This is a genomic window from Microtetraspora niveoalba (genome assembly GCF_001570405.1).
GTDB classification, from domain to species: domain Bacteria; phylum Actinomycetota; class Actinomycetes; order Streptosporangiales; family Streptosporangiaceae; genus Microtetraspora; species Microtetraspora niveoalba.
This window is the reverse complement of the sequence record NZ_BBYM01000028.1, coordinates 94,729-111,497: the sequence shown is the minus strand read 5'-3', so window position 1 is coordinate 111,497 and position 16,769 is coordinate 94,729. Positions and strand designations below refer to the sequence as shown.

17 protein-coding genes are annotated in these 16,769 nt (G+C 71.0%); 13 read left to right on the top strand and 4 right to left on the bottom strand.

Translation table 11 applies throughout. The features are described 5' to 3' along the window. Positions 1–80: 80 nt before the first annotated feature. Both AWQ70_RS26350 and AWQ70_RS26345 read right to left on the bottom strand, forming a co-directional pair. Positions 81–344: a hypothetical protein gene (locus AWQ70_RS26350; RefSeq protein WP_245647158.1), complete on the bottom strand. Its 264-nt coding sequence runs from the start codon at positions 342–344 to the stop codon at positions 81–83. 165 nt (positions 345–509) lie between these two features. Continuing rightward, complete coding sequence (locus tag AWQ70_RS26345; RefSeq protein WP_067181252.1) at positions 510–842, bottom strand: cupin domain-containing protein; 333 nt, start codon at positions 840–842, stop codon at positions 510–512. A gap of 70 nt (positions 843–912) precedes the next feature. On the opposite strand from AWQ70_RS26345, the gene AWQ70_RS26340 reads away from it, so the two are divergent. Together AWQ70_RS26340 and AWQ70_RS26335 are read left to right on the top strand one after the other, a co-directional pair. Then, on the top strand, positions 913–1,539 hold the full coding sequence (locus tag AWQ70_RS26340; RefSeq protein ID WP_067181248.1) for a DedA family protein: 627 nt from the start codon (positions 913–915) through the stop codon (positions 1,537–1,539). A 77-nt stretch (positions 1,540–1,616) separates the two neighbouring features. Then, complete coding sequence (locus AWQ70_RS26335; protein WP_067181245.1) at positions 1,617–2,321, top strand: GNAT family N-acetyltransferase family protein; 705 nt, start codon at positions 1,617–1,619, stop codon at positions 2,319–2,321. A 39-nt stretch (positions 2,322–2,360) separates the two neighbouring features. On the opposite strand, the gene AWQ70_RS26330 is transcribed toward AWQ70_RS26335, so the two are convergent. Beyond that, complete coding sequence (locus AWQ70_RS26330; protein WP_067181242.1) at positions 2,361–2,741, bottom strand: PPOX class F420-dependent oxidoreductase; 381 nt, start codon at positions 2,739–2,741, stop codon at positions 2,361–2,363. A 162-nt stretch (positions 2,742–2,903) separates the two neighbouring features. Here AWQ70_RS26330 and AWQ70_RS26325 point away from each other — a divergent pair, with 162 nt between their 5' ends. The 7 genes from AWQ70_RS26325 to AWQ70_RS40340 all read left to right on the top strand — a co-directional run bounded on the left by AWQ70_RS26325 (position 2,904) and on the right by AWQ70_RS40340 (position 11,601). Continuing rightward, positions 2,904–3,452 (top strand): SigE family RNA polymerase sigma factor, encoded by a 549-nt coding sequence (locus AWQ70_RS26325; protein WP_306303417.1) that lies wholly within the window; start codon positions 2,904–2,906, stop codon positions 3,450–3,452. Continuing rightward, positions 3,449–4,612 carry a WD40 repeat domain-containing protein gene (locus tag AWQ70_RS26320; protein ID WP_157530411.1) on the top strand — a complete coding sequence of 388 codons (1,164 nt, stop codon included), beginning with the start codon at positions 3,449–3,451 and terminating at the stop codon, positions 4,610–4,612. Before AWQ70_RS26325 ends, AWQ70_RS26320 begins: the two co-directional genes overlap by 4 nt. A 76-nt stretch (positions 4,613–4,688) precedes the next feature. Then, positions 4,689–6,299: an ABC-F family ATP-binding cassette domain-containing protein gene (locus AWQ70_RS26315; RefSeq protein WP_067181237.1), complete on the top strand. Its 1,611-nt coding sequence runs from the start codon at positions 4,689–4,691 to the stop codon at positions 6,297–6,299. Between the two features lie 95 nt (positions 6,300–6,394). Then, entirely contained in the window at positions 6,395–7,177 is a 783-nt protein-coding gene (locus AWQ70_RS26310) for a hypothetical protein (RefSeq protein WP_067181235.1), read from the top strand. An 83-nt stretch (positions 7,178–7,260) separates the two neighbouring features. After that, on the top strand, positions 7,261–8,361 hold the full coding sequence (locus AWQ70_RS26305; RefSeq protein WP_067181233.1) for a saccharopine dehydrogenase NADP-binding domain-containing protein: 1,101 nt from the start codon (positions 7,261–7,263) through the stop codon (positions 8,359–8,361). 180 nt (positions 8,362–8,541) lie between these two features. Continuing rightward, positions 8,542–10,251 (top strand): RNA polymerase sigma factor, encoded by a 1,710-nt coding sequence (locus tag AWQ70_RS26300; RefSeq protein ID WP_084517829.1) that lies wholly within the window; start codon positions 8,542–8,544, stop codon positions 10,249–10,251. A 201-nt stretch (positions 10,252–10,452) separates the two neighbouring features. Further along, positions 10,453–11,601, top strand: coding sequence for a C40 family peptidase (locus AWQ70_RS40340; RefSeq protein ID WP_067181229.1), 1,149 nt, complete (start codon positions 10,453–10,455; stop codon positions 11,599–11,601). On the opposite strand, the gene AWQ70_RS26290 is transcribed toward AWQ70_RS40340, so the two are convergent. Next, a complete protein-coding gene (locus AWQ70_RS26290; RefSeq protein ID WP_067181226.1) occupies positions 11,602–12,099 on the bottom strand; it encodes an inorganic diphosphatase in 498 nt (165 codons plus the stop codon). 295 nt (positions 12,100–12,394) lie between these two features. Between AWQ70_RS26290 and dacB the strand changes: the two genes are divergently transcribed. The 4 genes from dacB (at position 12,395) to hpt (ending at position 16,529) form a co-directional block, all read left to right on the top strand. Beyond that, entirely contained in the window at positions 12,395–13,567 is a 1,173-nt protein-coding gene (dacB, locus tag AWQ70_RS26285) for a D-alanyl-D-alanine carboxypeptidase/D-alanyl-D-alanine endopeptidase (RefSeq protein WP_245647157.1), read from the top strand. 61 nt (positions 13,568–13,628) lie between these two features. Further along, a complete protein-coding gene (locus AWQ70_RS26280) occupies positions 13,629–14,768 on the top strand; it encodes an Rv3626c family coenzyme F420 biosynthesis-associated protein (RefSeq protein WP_174552423.1) in 1,140 nt (379 codons plus the stop codon). A 205-nt stretch (positions 14,769–14,973) separates the two neighbouring features. Beyond that, a complete protein-coding gene (gene tilS / locus AWQ70_RS26275) occupies positions 14,974–15,960 on the top strand; it encodes a tRNA lysidine(34) synthetase TilS (protein WP_067181223.1) in 987 nt (328 codons plus the stop codon). An 11-nt stretch (positions 15,961–15,971) separates the two neighbouring features. Beyond that, the gene (gene hpt / locus AWQ70_RS26270; protein ID WP_084517827.1) at positions 15,972–16,529 is read left to right on the top strand and encodes a hypoxanthine phosphoribosyltransferase; all 558 of its coding nucleotides are present in this window, start codon (positions 15,972–15,974) and stop codon (positions 16,527–16,529) included. Positions 16,530–16,769 lie beyond the last annotated feature (240 nt).

Sequence of the window (16,769 nt, the reverse complement as noted above, 5' to 3'; positions counted from 1 at the left end):
GCCGGTTGCCCGATGACCCGCTCGGACGTACGGGACGCCCAAGACGCGGCTCACGGCAACCGGCCGACCCGGAAAGAGATTCAGGCGAAGATGTCGTCTGCTGACTCGGCGGTCGCTGCTCGGCGGATCCACGTTTCGAGCTGCTGGAGGTCGGAGCAGTGGGTGATGCGGTCGCGGGCGTCGGCGGAGATCTCGAGTCCGCGGGCGTCGAGGACGGCGAGGATGGCCGCCACCTCACCCTTCGCGCGGCCTTCCTGGATACCTTCTTTCCGGCCTCGGTCGATCCAGTGGGAGAGGTATTGGCCGGCCATGCTCTCGTAGTCGTGGCTCGTCGTGGTCACCATCTCCTCCAGTCGATTCCGGGCACGGCCAGAACGTTACCGATCGTGACTTTGCTATTACCCTTCGCGTGCGTGTGTGGGGTGGTTGCTTTCCTCCCCCGGGGTGGATTTCCCCGCGATGCGGCCCGTCGGGACCCGTTTCCCTGGGAACCGCTCGGACGGGGAAGGTCAGGAGCGCTTGGCCACGGTGAGGAGGAACGCGGTGTCCTCCAGAGCCTCGACGCTGTGCCGCGCCTGCGGGATGACCAGCAGGTCGTCGGTGCGTCCTTCCCAGGCGTCGTCGCCGCTGCGCAGCACCAGCCGTCCGCGCAGGACGAGCAGGGTCGCCTCGCCGGGACTCTCGTGTTCGGCGAGGGTGGCGCCGGCCGTGAGGGTGAGCATGGTCTGACGGAGGACGTGTTCGTGCCCGCCGTAGACCGTCTCCGCGCTGCGTCCCGCCGGGGCCGCCGCCGCCCGCTCCAGGTGCTCACGGGCCAGCGCGTCGAGTGAGATCTTCTCCATGGTCACCAGTCTGCCAGGGGGCACCGCACGGCTGCAGGCACTGTGAGCTGGGCGGACGTAGAGTTCTCGCATGCGCCCACCGCTGCCGGGTCCGCTGGAAGAGCTGGCTCCGCTCCTTCACGAGTACGGCTACGCCGCGGTGGCGGCGGTGATCTGTCTTGAGGATTTCGGCGTCCCCGTTCCGGGGGAGACGATCCTCATCGCCGCAGCCGTCTACGCGGGCGCCGGACATCTCAACATCATCGTCGTCATCGTGGTCGCGCTGGCGGCGGCCATCGTCGGCGACAACATCGGCTACCTGATCGGCAGAGTCGGGGGCCGGAGGCTGGTCCGCCGCTGGGGCCGTTACGTACTGCTCACGCCGGAGCGCTTCCACGCGACCGAGCGGTTCTTCCTCCGCCACGGAAGCAAGATCGTGGTGATCGCCCGGTTCGTCGAGGGGCTGCGCCAGGTCAACGGCATCGTCGCGGGCACCACCGGCATGCCGTGGCGCCGCTTCCTCGTGTGCAACGCCATCGGCGCCGTCCTGTGGGTGGGCGCCTGGGCGAGCCTCGCATACTTCGCCGGCAAGAAGATCGACGTCGTCTACGAGATGATCGACCGCTACCGGACGTACGCGCTGATCGTCGCCGGTCTCGCGGTCGCCGCCGTCGTCGCCTGGCATGTGGTGCGCCACCTTCGACACCGTAAGGGGTGACCGCGGTGCCGCACCGGAGGCGGAGCGTCCCCGGAAATCCGTTGCCCCCGGTACGGCGCAGGCATGACGATCGCGGGATGAACGAAGAACGTAAGACCATGGCGGGCGCGATCAGCTACAGCGAACGCGTCAGAGACGGGCGCCCCTGGGCGGATCGGGTCGAGGTGATCGGCCCTGGCGCCGCGGACGCCATCATGTCGGGAATGCGGGGCTGGGCGGTCTCGGCCCCGCCCGACCTGGGGGAGGAACTGCTCGCGCGGGGCGCGCGCGTGTTGCGGCACGCCCATGTCATGTTGTGCGACCTGAAGAACGTGGAGCCGGCCGAGATCGAAGCGCCGGAAGGCTTCCGGTTCGTCCCGTGCGACCGTACGCCGGAGGAACTGCTGCCGGCGGTCCGCGCGGCCTACCCGCCCGACCATCCCGATCGCCACCCCGGTGAGGGGGACACGATCAGTGAGGAGCTCACCCCCTTGCTGGAGGGACGGCTGATCGGGAAGGTCCTGCCGTGCAGCCTGCTCGTCGTGGACTCCGGCGACACGGTGGTCGCGGGGGTCGTGGTCAACGACTTCGACGAGATCCCCTGGGTCTCCCAGGTGTTCCGCCACCCGGTCGAGGCGCCTCCCGGGACCGGTGCGCTCGCCCTGCGCGCCGTCCAGGCGCGGGCCGTCAAGGACGGGCTGGCCACGCTCGGGCTGGCGGTCACCCACACCAACCCGGCGAAGCGGGTCTACGACAGGCTCGGTTTCGTGGTGACCGAGACCTCGATGACGGTCGCCGTCTGATCCCCCGCCGCGGCCGCCCCCGGCCGTACGGAAGACAGGTCAGGGAGACAGGGTGATGCGTACGCCGACGGTGCCCCGGCGGCCGCGGCGCAGTTTGCTGCCCAGGACGGTCAACCGGCCGATCAGTCCGTACTTCCTGATCAGGAGTTCGCGTACCCGGTCGGTGTCCTGCGGCGAGAGCAGTACGGCTTCGCCGGAGACCGGCTCACCGCGCGGCCTGCCGCGCACGTCGCAGGGGGTCACCGTCACCTCCGGCCGGTTCCGGATGCGCTTCACCTTGCCGGAGTCGGCGACGGTCCAGACGACCAGGGCGTCGTCGTCGCGCACCACCCAGACCGGCGTCGGGACCGGGGTCCCGTCGCGCCGCAGCGTCACCAGAGACACGTACTGTTCCGCGCCGAGCCGTTCAACGGTTGTCATGCCAGCACCGTACGCGCCGCCCGCCCCTGCCCTGGGAAATCGGCAGGCCTCCGGTGATGAGACAGGGCGGCGGCCTGCGCGGGACTCGACTCGGTCCCGCTTCACCGGAAAGAAGTCGCCGTCCCGAAGCAACCTCATCAGGGGCATGCGCATGAAACGGGCATGCCGACTGAGATCAGGAATGTGATGGGGGAGCCTCCTCCGAGACTCCAGGCGGCGGCTTCCGCTGATGTGACCGTCGCCGAGTTGTTCGCGGCCCACCGTCTTGGGCTGGTCCGTTTCGCTTTTCTCCTGGTGGGAGACCAGGAAACGGCCGAGGACGTCGTCCAGGACGCCTTCGCGGCCGTCCATCGCCGATGGAGACGATTGGCGGATCACGATGATCTGCTGCCCTATATCCGTACGGCGGTGCTCAACGGCTGCCGTACGGTTCACCGCCGCCGGGCGATCGCCCGGCGGTTCGGCATCGACCGGGAGGTCCCGTTCTGGTCCGCCGAGTCCTCGGCCCTGCTGGGGGAGACCCGCCGGGAGGTGTTCGCGGCCGTTCGAGATCTACCGCGCCGCCGGCGTGAGGCGGTGGTGTTGCGCTATTACCTCGATCTTTCCGAGGAGGAGACGGCCGCGATCATGGGGGTCAGCCGCGGCACGGTGAAGTCGACCACGTCCCGGGCGCTCAGGACGCTCGCCGAGAAACTTGAGGAGGACCGATGACCCAGCGAATCGAACAGCAGCTCCGTGACGCCTTCGCCGCAGGTGCGGAGCTCGTACGTGCCGAGACTCTGCGTCCCTCCGACCGGGTGCCACGGAGGGAGGCCCGCCCGCGCTTGCGCAGACCTCTGGTGCTGGCCCCGCTGATGGCGGCTCTGGCCGTCGTGGTGGTGAGCCTCACCGTCGTGGCCGGGCTCGGCAGTCCGGCCACTGTGGCCGGAGGTGCGCCGCCGCCTCCGCCGTTCCTGCTGACGGCGGGAGACGATGGCCTGTCGATCCGCGACGCCGTGACCGGCAAGATCACCGAACGGGTGGCGATGCCTCCCACGCCGAAGGGGAACCGCCTGTTCAACCCCGGGGGATACGTGCTCGCCGGTACGGGAGAGGGCACGACGTTCTACGTGGCCCAGAGCGTGACGGAGCCCGGGACGATGGTGAGCACCACACGCTTCTACCGGCTGCGCGTGGACGATCGGGGCAAGACCGCCGAAATGGCGCCGGACGTGATCCCTCCCGTGACCGGTGCCGGTCCCGTCGTCTCGCTGGCCGTGACGCAGGACGGTGCCCGGCTGGCCTACGGTTTTCAGTGCGCCGGGAAGGTCCGGTGTTCCGGCGCTCGTCTCGCGATCGTCGATCTGGCCGCGGACAAGACGCGTAGCTGGTCGGCGGACGCCTCCGAGAGCATCAAGAGCCTGTCGTGGGCGGCCGACGCCCGTACGCTCGCCTTCGTGGCCGGCTCGGAGGTCCGCGTCCTTGACACCGCGGCCGCAGGGGACACGCTCGCCGGCAGTCGAGTCGTCGTACGCGGTGTGGAATCTCCGGTGGGCGTGGCGATCAGCCCGGACGGCGGCACGATCGCGGTCGGTGGCCCCTTCTCGCAGCCGGACGGCGAGGCGCCGCAGCGTTACTCCATCGAGGAGTACTCGGTCGCCGACGGCACCAGAACGCGCACGCTGTTCACCGCGGAGAACACCGCCAGAACGGTCGCCAAGTGGACCCTGATCCGCTACGACGCCACCGGGCGGCATCTCCTGATCTGGGGCAACGTGTACCCGTTGAGCAGGCTGGAGGACGGTCAGGCGACCGTCCTCGTCCGCCCGCCGGTCCACCCGGACCCCGAGTCCCCCGACGCGTCGCCGCAGGAGATGTTCGCGGCCTGGTAACCGGGGCCGGGAAATTGGGATGCCCGGTGACGAGATCGGGCGATAACCTGCGCGGAACGCGAGGAGGGGAAGCGCCGTGGGACACGTCGAGATCGGGCACCTGACCTATGTGCTGCCCGATGGACGGCCGTTGCTCGACGACGTGTCCTTCCGCATCGGAGAGGGCGTCAAGGCAGCGCTCGTCGGGCCCAACGGCGCGGGCAAGACGACGCTGATGCGGCTCATCGCCGGCGATCTCCAACCGGTGGAGGGCACCGTGGCCCACTCCGGCGGGCTCGGCGTGATGCGGCAGTTCATCGGCAGCATCCGCGACGGCCGCACCGTCCACGACCTGCTGCTCAGCGTCGCGCCCGTCCGGGTCAGGGAGGCGGCGGCCCGCCTGGACGCGGCCGAGCTCGTGATGATGGAGCGGGACGACGAGAAGGCGCAGATGCGCTACGCCCAGGCGATCACCGACTACACGGACGCCGGCGGCTACGACATCGAGGTCCTGTGGGACACCTGCACCATGGCCGCCCTCGGCGTGCCGTACGACAGGTGCAAATATCGCGAGGTCAACACGTTGTCCGGCGGCGAGCAGAAGCGGCTGGTGCTGGAGGCGCTGCTCCGCGGTCCCGACCAGACGCTGCTGCTCGACGAGCCCGACAACTACCTCGACGTGCCGGGCAAGCTCTGGCTGGAGCAGGCGCTGCGGGAGACGCCGAAGACGGTCCTGCTCGTCTCCCACGACCGGCAGTTGCTGGCGAACGCGGCCGACCGGATCGTCACCGTCGAGTCCGGCAACATCTGGGTCCACGGCGGCGGGTTCGCGACGTACGCCGAGGCGCGCAAGGAGCGCAACGAGCGCCTGGACGAGCTGCGCCGCCGCTGGGACGAGGAGCACGCCAAGCTCAAGCGCCTGGTGGTCATGCTGAAGAACAAGGCGACCTACAACGACGGCATGGCCAGCGCCTACCACGCGGCGCAGACGCGGCTGCGGAAGTTCGAGGAGGCGGGGCCGCCCGAGCTCGCGCCGAAGGACCAGCTCATCAACATGCGCCTGCGCGGCGGTCGCACCGGCAAGCGCGCCGTCATCTGCGAGAGCCTCGAACTCACCGGCCTGATGAAGCCGTTCGACCTGGAGGTCTGGTACGGCGAGCGCGTCGCCGTCCTCGGCTCGAACGGCTCGGGGAAGTCGCACTTCCTGCGGCTGGTCGCGGGGGAGGCGGTCAGGCACACCGGTGTGGCCCGGCTCGGCGCGCGGGTCGTCCCGGGACATTTCGCCCAGACACACTCCCGCCCCGAGCTGCTGAAGCGCACGCCGTGCGAGATCGTGATGACCGAGCACGCCAAGCTCAAGAACGAGGCGATGAAGGCGCTCGCCCGCTACGAGCTGGCCGGAGGCATCGCGGAGCAGCGCTTCGAGACGCTGTCCGGCGGGCAGCAGGCGCGGCTGCAGATCCTCCTGCTCGAACTGTCGGGCGCCACGCTGCTGCTGCTCGACGAGCCGACGGACAACCTCGACCTCGCCAGCGCCGAGGCGTTGCAGGCGGGTCTGGACGCCTTCGACGGCACGGTGCTCGCGGTCACCCACGATCGGTGGTTCGCCGCGGACTTCGACCGCTTCCTGGTCTTCGGGGCGGACGGGCGGGTATACGAGGCGCCTGAACCCGTTTGGGATGAGACCCGGGTGGTCCGCCCGAGATAGGCGAAGATCCTAAAGAGTTCGTACGGCTGGCGCGTGTCCGTTGGGTGGCGTCCCATTCACCGGGTTATGACGGCTAAGTGACTCAGCGCAGCCGCATGGCAGCAGCATTGGCCCTCGTCGTCGTGGTCGTGGCGGCGGGGTGCAGTGGTGAAACGAGCGAAAACAAGAAGCAGCTCGCCCCGCTCACGCTGAAGGAGCAGGTCTCCTCGATCGACAAGTCGAGCAACGGCTACGTCGTGACCTGGGCGGGCGTGCTGGGCAACGCCAACCGGTGGCACTTCGGGGAGAACGCCGTGGCTCTGATCAGCGCGCGCGACGCCGCCGGCAAGGAGGTCCTCCGCATGGAGCAGCCGCTGGACGCCGTCCCGCCCGGCCGCTCGCTGGCGTTCACCGGCCAGGCGGTGGCGAAGGCCGCGCCCGCGAGCGTGAAGGTCGACTACCGCCCGGCGTCGTGGCGTCCGGTGAAACGGATCCCGTCGGCGTTCCGGCGCTTCCCGGTCTCCGACGTGGCGACGGACAAGCTGGAGGCGGGTTCCTACCTCGTCACCGGGTACGTCAGCGATCCGTTCCGGAAGGCCGCGAACAGCCTGGTCGTCACGGCGCTGCTCCGCGACGAGGCCGGCGCCCTGCTCGGCGGCGGCACGACCTTCGTCGACGACGTGCGCACCGAGATGAAGCGGCGTTTCGTCATCACGGCGAGCGGCGTCAAGGGGAAGGTCGCCGACACCGACGTGTCGGTCAGGACCTGGGGCGCGACCGCCAAGCCGTACGAGGAGCTGGTCGCGGGCGGGACGGTCCCCGTCAACGTGGCCAAGCCGACGACCAAGCCGTTCGCCAAGGATCGCGGATATCCGCCGATCGGTGACCGGCGGCCATGAAAGGCATCGTGACGGTCCCGGAGCCCAGGATCGGCGCGGACCCACTATGGATCTTGAATTCCGAGGCGGGATACCGTAACGGCATGACCACCTCCCGGATCGTGCTGTTCGGGGCCACCGGGTTCACCGGCAGGCTGACGGCGCAGGCGTTGCTCATGCTGGGCGCCCGGCCGCTGCTCGTCGGGCGGGACCAGACGCGGCTGGACGGGTTCGCCGCGTCGCTGCCGGTGGCGCTCCCCACCGCGGTCGCCGACGCGGGCCGGTCGGAGTCGCTGGAACGCCTGCTCAACGCCGGCGACGTCCTCATCTCCACGGTCGGCCCCTTCACCCGGTGGGGCGAGGGAGCGGTCACCGCGGCGAGCGAGGCGGGGGCGGTCTACCTCGACTCGGCGGGCGAGCCCACGTTCATCAAGCGCATCTTCCAGCGGTACGGCCCGGCCGCCGCGACCCGGCAGGCCGCCCTGATCACCGCGTTCGGGTACGACTTCGTGCCCGGCAACGTCGCCGCCGCGCTGGCGCTGCGCAAGGCGGGGACCGAGGCGGCCCGGGTGGACGTCGGCTACTTCGTCCGCGGCAACATGGCCAGGCGCGCCAGCGCCGGCACGAGGGCCTCCGCGCTCGGCGTCGTCCTGGAGCCGATGTACGGCTTCCGCGAGGGCCGCATCGTCCGCGAGCACGGCCGTACCCGCCAGTTCACGGTGGGCGGACGGCGCCGCCACGGCATCTCGATGGGCGCCTCGGAGCATTTCGCGCTGCCCAGGGCCTTTCCCGGGCTGCGCGAGGTGAACGTCTACCTGGGCTGGCTCGGCGGCCTGACCCGGGCGGCGGGGGTGCTGGCCAGGGCGACGCCGGTGCTGGCCGCGTTGCCCGGGGCCAGGCGGGTCACCGAGGCGATGGCCGACCGGGTGATCCGGCTCGGCAACCGCGGCAGGGCCGCGGATCCCGGCATCTCCTCCCAGACGGTCGCGGAGGCGTACGACAAGGACGGCAGGCTGCTGTCGTCGGTGCAGCTCGACGGGGGCGACCCGTACGACTTCACGGCGCGGATCCTGGCGTGGGCGGCGACCACCGCGCTGGCCGACGGGGTGAAGGGGGCGGGGGCGCTCGGGCCCGTCGAGGCGTTCGGCCTGGACGCCCTGCTCGAAGGCTGCGCCGGTGCCGGGTTGCACCTTTCGTCGGTCTAGCGAGGTTTATCGCTACATATCGCGCAAAACACGCGAATGGCCTGGGATGAATCGGGAGCGGTACGGATCAAGCGCACACAAGACGAATCCCATTGTATGAGATGGGGGCGCCAATATCATTTGCTCTCGTTCTGTGGAATCGGTAGAACTGCTAGTTATTAATCATTTACTCTCGGTCACATGGATGACCGCGTGCTGGTCGAGGCGTTGCGCGCTCGGGACCCCGATGCGCTGGCCGCGCTGTACGACACGTATGCCCAAGCGATCTACCGATACTGCCTCGTCATGCTCGGCGGTCCGGACAGCGCGCAGGTCGCCCTGCGTGACACGCTGATCGCCGCGGAGGCGCTGGTCGGCTCGCTGGCGGATCCCGGGCGGTTCCGCGTCTGGCTCTACACCCTGGCCAGGGGCGAGTGCCTGCGCCGCCGCACGCCGCAGGGCGCGGAGTCGCAGGGCACCGACCTCTCCACCGTGCTCGTGCCCCAGCTCTCCGATCCCGCCGACGCGGAGCTGCGCGTCGTCGCCTGGCACGCCACCCGCGGCCTCGCCCCCGAGGACCGCGAGGTCCTCGAGCTCGCGAGCAGGCACGCGCTGACCGGCGCCGACCTCGCGACGGTCCTCGGCACGGGCCAGCGCTACGCCGACGGCCTCCAGGAGGCCGCGACCGAGCGCCTCAGCGACGCGGTCACCGTCGAGATCCTCGCGAGGAAGGGGCCCTACGACTGCCCGCGCCGCGCGAAGATCCTCACCGGGTTCGCCGGAGAGCTGACCGCCGAGACCCGCGATCGGATCTCGCGCCATCTCGCCCGCTGCGAGACCTGCGCGGCCCATCGCGTACGGCACGTCTCGCTGGCCAAGGTCTTCGGTCTGCTCCCGGAGGCGACCCTGCCGGACACCGTGCGCGTCCGGGTGATGAGCTGCTTCGCCGACCCCGAGCTGGTCGCCTACCGCCGGTACGTCGCCAAACGGGTGGGGCGGCTCACCTCCGCCGGGTTCCCCGCGGGCGGCGCCGGGCGCGCCTGGCCGCGCGCGTTCGGCGGGGCGCTGGCGACCGTGGCGGCGGTCGGCCTCGTGCTGTTCTCGTTCAACCAGTTCGCCGGGCGGCCGGAGGACCGGATCGTCGGCATCGCGTCGGACGCCTTTCCCGCCGCGGGCGACCCGCCTGGTCTGACGGTGCCGTGGAAGGCCACTCCCCGCGACCGGCGGATGATCCTCACCCCGATCCTCGACCGCGGCCCCGACCCTGCCCGCCCCGCCGGTGTCCGCGACGACGCGGAGTGGCCGGTCATGCGGACCAGCCCGGACGCGGGTCCGGGAGATGCGGGCACACCCTCGCCCTCCGGCTCCCCGTCCAGGACGACGCCGACGCCGCGGCCGTCGCACTCGCAGACCCCGTCCGCCGAGCCGTCGGAAAGCCCGTCCGGCGACGTGTCCCCGCTGCCGGAGCCGTCAGGCCCGGAGACGCCCGCCGATCCCCCCGGCTCCGGAGACCCGGGCCGGGAGCACCAGCACCACCATCCCCGCCCGCAGCGAAGCTGCCCGCCCGACAGCTCGCCGTCGCCGACCCCCAGCCGTACCGCGACGGCGAGCCCCACTCCCACTCCCGCCGCCTCGGCCGCGCCCTCCGCCGCCCGGTCCGCGCCGCCGCCGCGCCCCGCCAGGTCGGTGCCGCCGCGTCCCGCCCGGTCCGCCATCCCGGAGGAGCCCGTACGGCCGACGGCCGGGGAACGCCCGCGGGGCCGTGACCAGGACCCCGGAGCCGGGGACGCCGCCGGCCGGGACGGTTCCTCCCGGGACGGTTCCTCCCGGGACGGTTCCTCCCGGGGCGGTTCCTCCCGGGACGTCTCACCCGCCGCTCCGGCTCCCGCGGAACCGACACTCGCCGGATAGTCACTTCCGCGGTCGTTATCCCAACAAAGCGATAAAGCGCCCCTTTATCCGTGCCCTCCGGCCTCGGCCGGAATTGCCCGAGAATGCCGTCGAGAATTTCCGGCTCACGGACATTACGCTCGGTGAGCCTATTGTGTACGCAGAGTTATTCTCGGGGAGTCTGGGAGTGGTGAAACGGAAGGGGTAAGCATGCCACTCCGCATGGCATCCGGGCATATCGCCGGGCTCGCTTGCGGGCTCATTCTCACTCTCGCCGTTCCGGCGGGCGCCGACCCGGGAGGGCCGGCCGGAAAGATCGCCGACGCGCGTGAGCAGGTGCGCGCCCGTGCACAGGAGCTCGGCCGGGCCCAGGCCGACTACGCCGCCGCGAAGGCCCGCCTGGCCGAGCTGAACGCCGATGTCGAGCGCCTCGTCGAGGCGTACAACGGGCGGCTCGTCATGCTGCGTTCCGCCGAAGAGGCGTACGACCAGGTGACGGAGAGGTTGGAGCAGGCGCGGGGCGAGGTCGAGGAGGCCCGCAAACCGGTCGCGGCGGTGGCCGCGCAGCGCTACGCGAACCTCAGCGTCAGCGACATGGGGCTCGCCATGCTGACGGGGGACGGGTTCAACGGCTTCATGCAGCAGGCCGACATGCTGAGCCAGCTCGGCAGCCAGCAGGCCGCGAGCATGCAGAACCTGACCGACACCGAGACGGTGCTCGACATCGTGCGCACCCAGGCCGCCAGCGCGTACACCGAGCAGGCCGAGCAGGCCGAGCAGGCCAGGCTGGCCAAGGAGGCGGCGGCCGCTGCGGTGGCCGAGCAGGAGCGGCAGATGGCGGAGATCGAACAGGCGACCGAGGAGATCACGCGGCGCCTCGACGCCGCCCGCTCCCGTGTCGAGCGTTTACGGCAGGCCCGCGAGGAGCGCAGGCAGTCCCGGCTGCGGACCATGAGCACGCGCGCGGCGTTGAAGGCCCCGGCCTGGGCGGCCACCGGGGTGGCCGGACCCGGCGGAGTCGCGGCGACCTGGGCGCTCCAGCAGCTCGGCAAGCCGTACGTCTGGGCGGCGGCGGGGCCCGGCAGCTTCGACTGCTCCGGGCTGACGATGCGCGCGTGGGAGCGCGCGGGAATCGATCTCGACCACTGGACCGGCACGCAGTGGCAGTCCGGGCCGCACGTCCCGGTCGAACAGCTTCAACCCGGTGACCTGGTCTTCTTCGGAAGGGTCACCAGCGATCCCGGGACGATCCACCACGTCGGCCTCTACATCGGCCGGGGGTTGATGGTCCACGCCCCCCAGACGGGGGACGTGGTCCGCATCGCGCCCATCTGGCGTCCCGACCTCGTCGGGGCCACCAGGCCGACCTGATCAGGCGTGGTCGTGGCCCTGCTCCTGGAACCGCTTCACTGAGTTGGTGATCTCGGCCTCGGCCTCGACCCGCCCCACCCAGTTGGCGCCCTCGACCGACTTGCCGGGCTCGAGGTCCTTGTAGACCTCGAAGAAGTGCTGGATCTCCAGCCGGTCGAACTCGGCGACGTGGTGGATGTCGCGGATGTGCTCCATGCGCGGATCGGTGGCGGGTACGCACAGGACCTTGTCGTCGCCGCCCTTCTCGTCGGTCATGCGGAACATGCCGACCGCGCGGCACTTGATCAGGCAGCCGGGGAAGGTCGGCTCCTGGAGCAGGACGAGCGCGTCCAGCGGGTCGCCGTCCTCGCCCAGGGTGTTCTCGATGAAGCCGTAGTCGGCGGGGTACTGGGTGGACGTGAACAGCAGACGATCCAGTCGGATGCGACCGGTCTCGTGGTCCACCTCGTACTTGTTCCGTTGCCCCTTGGGAATCTCAACGACAACGTCGAACTCCACTACGGTTCCTCCACTCAAGCTCTCCCGGCATCCCGGGGGCGTTAATGTCTCGTAGGCGTATATCCCATTTGGCGCGACAAGAGGTGACATGGTGCGACGCGAGCGATGGGTGTTGTTAGTCACCCTCGCCCTATTGCAGGTGTTCGCCGTCGCCGCAGGCGTCCATGTGATCACCAAGATCGCCGGCACACCGTCGGCTCCGATCGCGTCACCGAAACCGACCCCCACCCCCATCATCACCGCCGGCGCGGTTCTGGCCGCGGTTGGGGACGCGCCTCTTCCCGCTAAGGGTACTTTGACAGCCCGGCTCACCCGCGCGCTGGGTGACTCCGCGCTCGGCCGCAGTTCCGGCGGCGTCGTGCTCGACGCCGAGACCGGCGCCGCGCTCTTCGACGGCCGCGCGGAGGTCGCGCTCACGCCGGCGTCCACCACCAAGATCGTCACCGCGGTCGCCGTCCTCGCCTCCGTCGGCCCGGACGCGACCTTCGCCACCAAGGTCGTCACCGGCGCGGCGAAGAACTCCATCGTCCTCGTCGGCGGCGGCGATCCCACACTCGCGGGGCCGAAGGAGTCCCGCGACCTCTATCCCCGGCCCGCCTCGCTCGCCACCCTGGCCTCCCGTACGGCCAAGGCCCTCAAGGCGGCCAAGATCACGACCGTCACCCTGGGATACGACGACTCCCTCTTCGAGGGGCCGGTGACCCCGCCCGGGTGGAAGCCCACGTACGTGCCGGAGGGCAGCGCCTCGCCCGTCACCGCGCTCGCCATCGACGAGGGCAGGGTCGCGCCCGGCCAGAGTGCCCGCGTACCCGACCCACCGCGCGCGGCCGCCGCCGCCTTCGCGTCGCTCCTGATGAAGAACGGCATCAAGGTCGACAAGAACATCAAGCCCGTCACCGCCGGGCAGACGGCGAAGGAACTCGCCCGGGTCGAGTCGGCTCCCGTCTACGCGCTGGTGGAGCGCATGCTCACGATGAGCGACAACGACCTCGCCGAGGCGCTCGCCCGCCAGGTCGCGATCAAGGAGGGGCTGCCGCACACCTTCCCCGGGCAGGCCGCGGCGGTCCACCGCGTCCTCGGCAGGCTCGGCCTCGACAAGGACATCACGATCACCGACGGCAGCGGCCTCTCCATCAAGAACCGCATCACCCCCACCGCGCTCGCCCGCCTGCTCGCCGCCTCGGTGCTGCCGGCCAACCGCGACCTGCACTCCCTGGTCACCGGGCTGCCCATCGCCGGGTTCACCGGCACCCTGCACAACCGGTACGACGACTCCGGCTCCAGGCCGGGCCGCGGGCTGGTCCGGGCCAAGACTGGCACGCTCAACGGCGTGAACACCCTCGCCGGCGTCGCCTACACCGCCGACGGTCGGCTCCTCGCCTTCGCCTTCATGGCCGACGACGTGCCCGACCCCACCGCCGCCGTGGCCGCTCTCGACCGCCTCGCCACGATCGTCTCCCAAAGCTGAGGGAAGGGGCGCACGCGTCCCTCGCGCGCGGAGGGAGGGAGGAGAACGTACGGTGGTGAGTATGCAGGTGATCGACTGGGATCTGGCCGTCGCGACCGGAGTGCGCCTGGTGCGCCCGGGGCCACAGGTGAGCCGGGAAGAGGCCAGACAGGCGGTCGCCGAGCTGAGGCGGCTGTCCCGCGAGGCCGAGGGACACGTGCGGGAGTTCACCCGCATCGACTCCGCCCCGCCGGAAGCCGCGACCATCGTCGACCGGCCGGGATGGATCCGCGCGAACGTCGACGGGTTCCGGGTCGTCTTCGAGCCGCTCACCCAGAAGATGTCCAGCGTGCCGGCGATCGTCGGCGCGGTCGGCTCCCGCATCACCGGCGTGGAGGTGGGCGCCGTCCTGGCGTTCCTCGCGTCCCGGGTGCTCGGGCAGTACGAGCTGTTCCTCCCGCCCGACCCCGACGGCCGCGCCCCCACCGGGCGGCTCACCCTGGTCGCGCCCAACATCGTGCACACCGAGCGCGAGATGGGCGTCAACGCCCGCGACTTCCGCCTCTGGGTCTGCCTCCACGAGGAGACCCACCGCGTGCAGTTCACCGGCGTCCCCTGGCTCCGCGAGTACGTCCGCACCCAGATGACCGAGTTCCTGCTCGCGTCCGACATGGACCTGACGACCCTGCTCGAACGGCTGCGCGCCGCCTCCGACGCGGTCGCCGACGCCATCAGGGGAGGCGACGGCAACCTGATCGAGGCCATCCAGACCCCCGAGCAGAAGGCCGTGCTCGACCGGGTCACCGCCGTGATGACGCTGGTCGAGGGGCACGGCGACTACGTGATGGACGCCGTCGGCCCGTCCGTCGTCCCCTCCGTGGCCGAGATAAGGTCCCGGTTCCAGCGTCGCAGGGAGGGCGGCTCCCGCACCGACCAGCTCATCCGGCGCCTGCTCGGCATCGAGCTCAAGATGAAGCAGTACGCCGAGGGGGCCCACTTCGTCCGCACCGTCGTCGAGGCGGCCGGGATGGACGGCTTCAACCGGGTCTGGACGTCCCCCGACACGCTGCCGACCAAGGACGAGATCACCGACCCCCACGCGTGGATGGGCCGCGTCCTCGGCACCCGCTCACTCGACTCCTCCCCCGGGGACTCCGCGCCCGGCGATCCGTCTCACGGCGACCCCTCGGCGAACGGGGGGACCGGCGGGCCCGGGGACTGACGGGGCACACCGTACGGGCGCGCGGCACCGCCACGGGACCGCGACGGCCGCCTGAGCGGCGTCGAGCCGCGAGGGCACGCACGGACCGCTTCACGGGAACGGCTACGGCCGCCTGACCGGGCCCGCGCCGTACGGGCGCGCGGCGCCGCCGCCCGGTGGCGGCCGCGTTTTCCCCGTCCGGCTGGCGGGCGGACACAATGGCCTCATGGGCCCCCATCCCGCCGTCGCCGACGTCCGCCGTGCCGTACGGCTGTCGCTCGCCGACCTGCCCCGAGAGGCGCTCGTGCTGGTCGCGTGCAGCGGCGGCGCGGACTCGCTCGCCCTCGCGGCGGCGCTCGGCTTCTCCGCGCCGCGCATGGGCCTGCGCGCGGGGCTGCTGACCGTCGACCACGGCCTTCAGGAGGGCTCCGCGTCCCGCGCCCACGACCTCGTACGGCTCGCGCCCCGGCTCGGCCTCGACCCGGCCGTCGTCCTGCCCGTCACCGTGGGCCGCGTGGGCGGGCCGGAGGCGGCGGCGCGCGACGCCCGCTACGCGGCGCTCTCGGAGGAGGCCCGGCGGCTCGGGGCGGCGGCGGTGCTGCTGGGGCACACGCGGAACGACCAGGCGGAGACCGTGTTGCTGCGGCTGGCCCGCGGCAGCGGCACCCGCTCGCTCTCCGGGATGGCGCCGGTCTCCGGGGTGTACCGCAGGCCCCTCCTCGGCCTGGGGCGCGCGAGGACCGAGGAGGCGTGCGCGGCCCTCGGGCTGGAGCCGTGGCACGACCCGCACAACGACGATCCCGTCTTCACCCGGGTCCGGGTCAGGCACGACGTCATGCCCGTCCTGGAGGCGGCGCTCGGGCCGGGGGTCGCGGAGGCGCTCGCCCGCACCGCGCGCCTGTGCCGAGACGACGCCGACGCCCTGGACGAGTGGGCGGACGCCCTGTACGCCGAGTCGCGTACGGGACCGGGCGCGGGGCTGGCCGTGGCCGTGCTGGAGAAGGCCCCGGGCGCGGTGCGGCGGCGGGTGATCCGGCGGGCGGCCGTCGAGGCGGGCGCGCCCGCGTCCGCGCTGGCCGCCGCGCACATCGACGAGGTGGAGCGGCTGCTGACGGCCTGGAGGGGGCAGAAGCGCGTGGATCTACCCGGGGGGGTGGGAGCGGTCCGGCGCTGTGGCACCCTGATATTCGCTACAGGGAACAACCTCGCGTAAGGAATCCGCAGGTGGATGCAGCCGACATGGGCAAGGACCTTTTGAGCGTCCTCATTCCGGAACACGAGCTTCAAGCCAAGATCAAGGAGCTTTCCGGCCAGATCGACGCCGACTACGACGGTAAGGACCTGCTGATCGTCGGCGTCCTGAAAGGGGCGGTCATGGTCATGGCCGACCTGGCGAGGGCGTTGCACGTCCCCGTGCAGATGGACTGGATGGCGGTGTCCTCGTACGGCGCGGGCACCAGGTCGTCCGGTGTGGTGCGGGTGCTGAAGGACCTGGACACCGACATCGCGGGCCGCCACGTGATCGTCGTCGAGGACATCATCGACTCGGGACTCACGCTCTCCTGGCTCATGAACAATTTGAAGTCGCGTAACCCGGCCTCGCTGGAGATCTGCGCGCTGCTTCGCAAGCCGGACGCGGTCAAGGTGCCGATTGACGTGAAGTATGTCGGGTTCGACATTCCCAACGAGTTCGTGATCGGTTACGGGCTCGACTACGCGGAGCGATACCGCAACCTTCCGTTCATCGGCACTCTCGCACCGCATGTCTACGGCGGCGAGTAAGCCCTGAGCGAAGTCCCCTTGTACGCGGGCGATCCGCTCCCAGGTGGGGAACACGGATTGCGTCACGTACGTTGGAAAGGTAAAGCCGGAGCCGCTCTTGCAGTTACCGCATGCGGCGGCCCGGTGTACCTTCGGATATCTGCGGGTGCCATTCGGTTACCTGCGGGTAGTCAGTAGGAGCGGCGAGGGATGCCGCGACCCGGGTTCCACCCGGGGCCAGGCCTTGGTCAGGAAGGGACG

Coding starts and splice junctions, on each gene's coding strand:
- AWQ70_RS26330 (WP_067181242.1), bottom strand. CDS start 2,741: ATGACAACCGTTGAACGGCTCGGCGCGGAACAGTACGTGTCTCTGGTG.
- AWQ70_RS26305 (WP_067181233.1), top strand. CDS start 7,261: ATGACCACCTCCCGGATCGTGCTGTTCGGGGCCACCGGGTTCACCGGC.
- tilS (WP_067181223.1), top strand. CDS start 14,974: ATGGGCCCCCATCCCGCCGTCGCCGACGTCCGCCGTGCCGTACGGCTG.
- AWQ70_RS26280 (WP_174552423.1), top strand. CDS start 13,629: ATGCAGGTGATCGACTGGGATCTGGCCGTCGCGACCGGAGTGCGCCTG.
- AWQ70_RS26320 (WP_157530411.1), top strand. CDS start 3,449: ATGACCCAGCGAATCGAACAGCAGCTCCGTGACGCCTTCGCCGCAGGT.
- AWQ70_RS40340 (WP_067181229.1), top strand. CDS start 10,453: ATGGCATCCGGGCATATCGCCGGGCTCGCTTGCGGGCTCATTCTCACT.
- AWQ70_RS26310 (WP_067181235.1), top strand. CDS start 6,395: ATGGCAGCAGCATTGGCCCTCGTCGTCGTGGTCGTGGCGGCGGGGTGC.
- AWQ70_RS26335 (WP_067181245.1), top strand. CDS start 1,617: ATGAACGAAGAACGTAAGACCATGGCGGGCGCGATCAGCTACAGCGAA.
- AWQ70_RS26350 (WP_245647158.1), bottom strand. CDS start 344: ATGGTGACCACGACGAGCCACGACTACGAGAGCATGGCCGGCCAATAC.
- AWQ70_RS26325 (WP_306303417.1), top strand. CDS start 2,904: ATGCCGACTGAGATCAGGAATGTGATGGGGGAGCCTCCTCCGAGACTC.
- AWQ70_RS26340 (WP_067181248.1), top strand. CDS start 913: ATGCGCCCACCGCTGCCGGGTCCGCTGGAAGAGCTGGCTCCGCTCCTT.
- AWQ70_RS26300 (WP_084517829.1), top strand. CDS start 8,542: ATGGATGACCGCGTGCTGGTCGAGGCGTTGCGCGCTCGGGACCCCGAT.
- AWQ70_RS26345 (WP_067181252.1), bottom strand. CDS start 842: ATGGAGAAGATCTCACTCGACGCGCTGGCCCGTGAGCACCTGGAGCGG.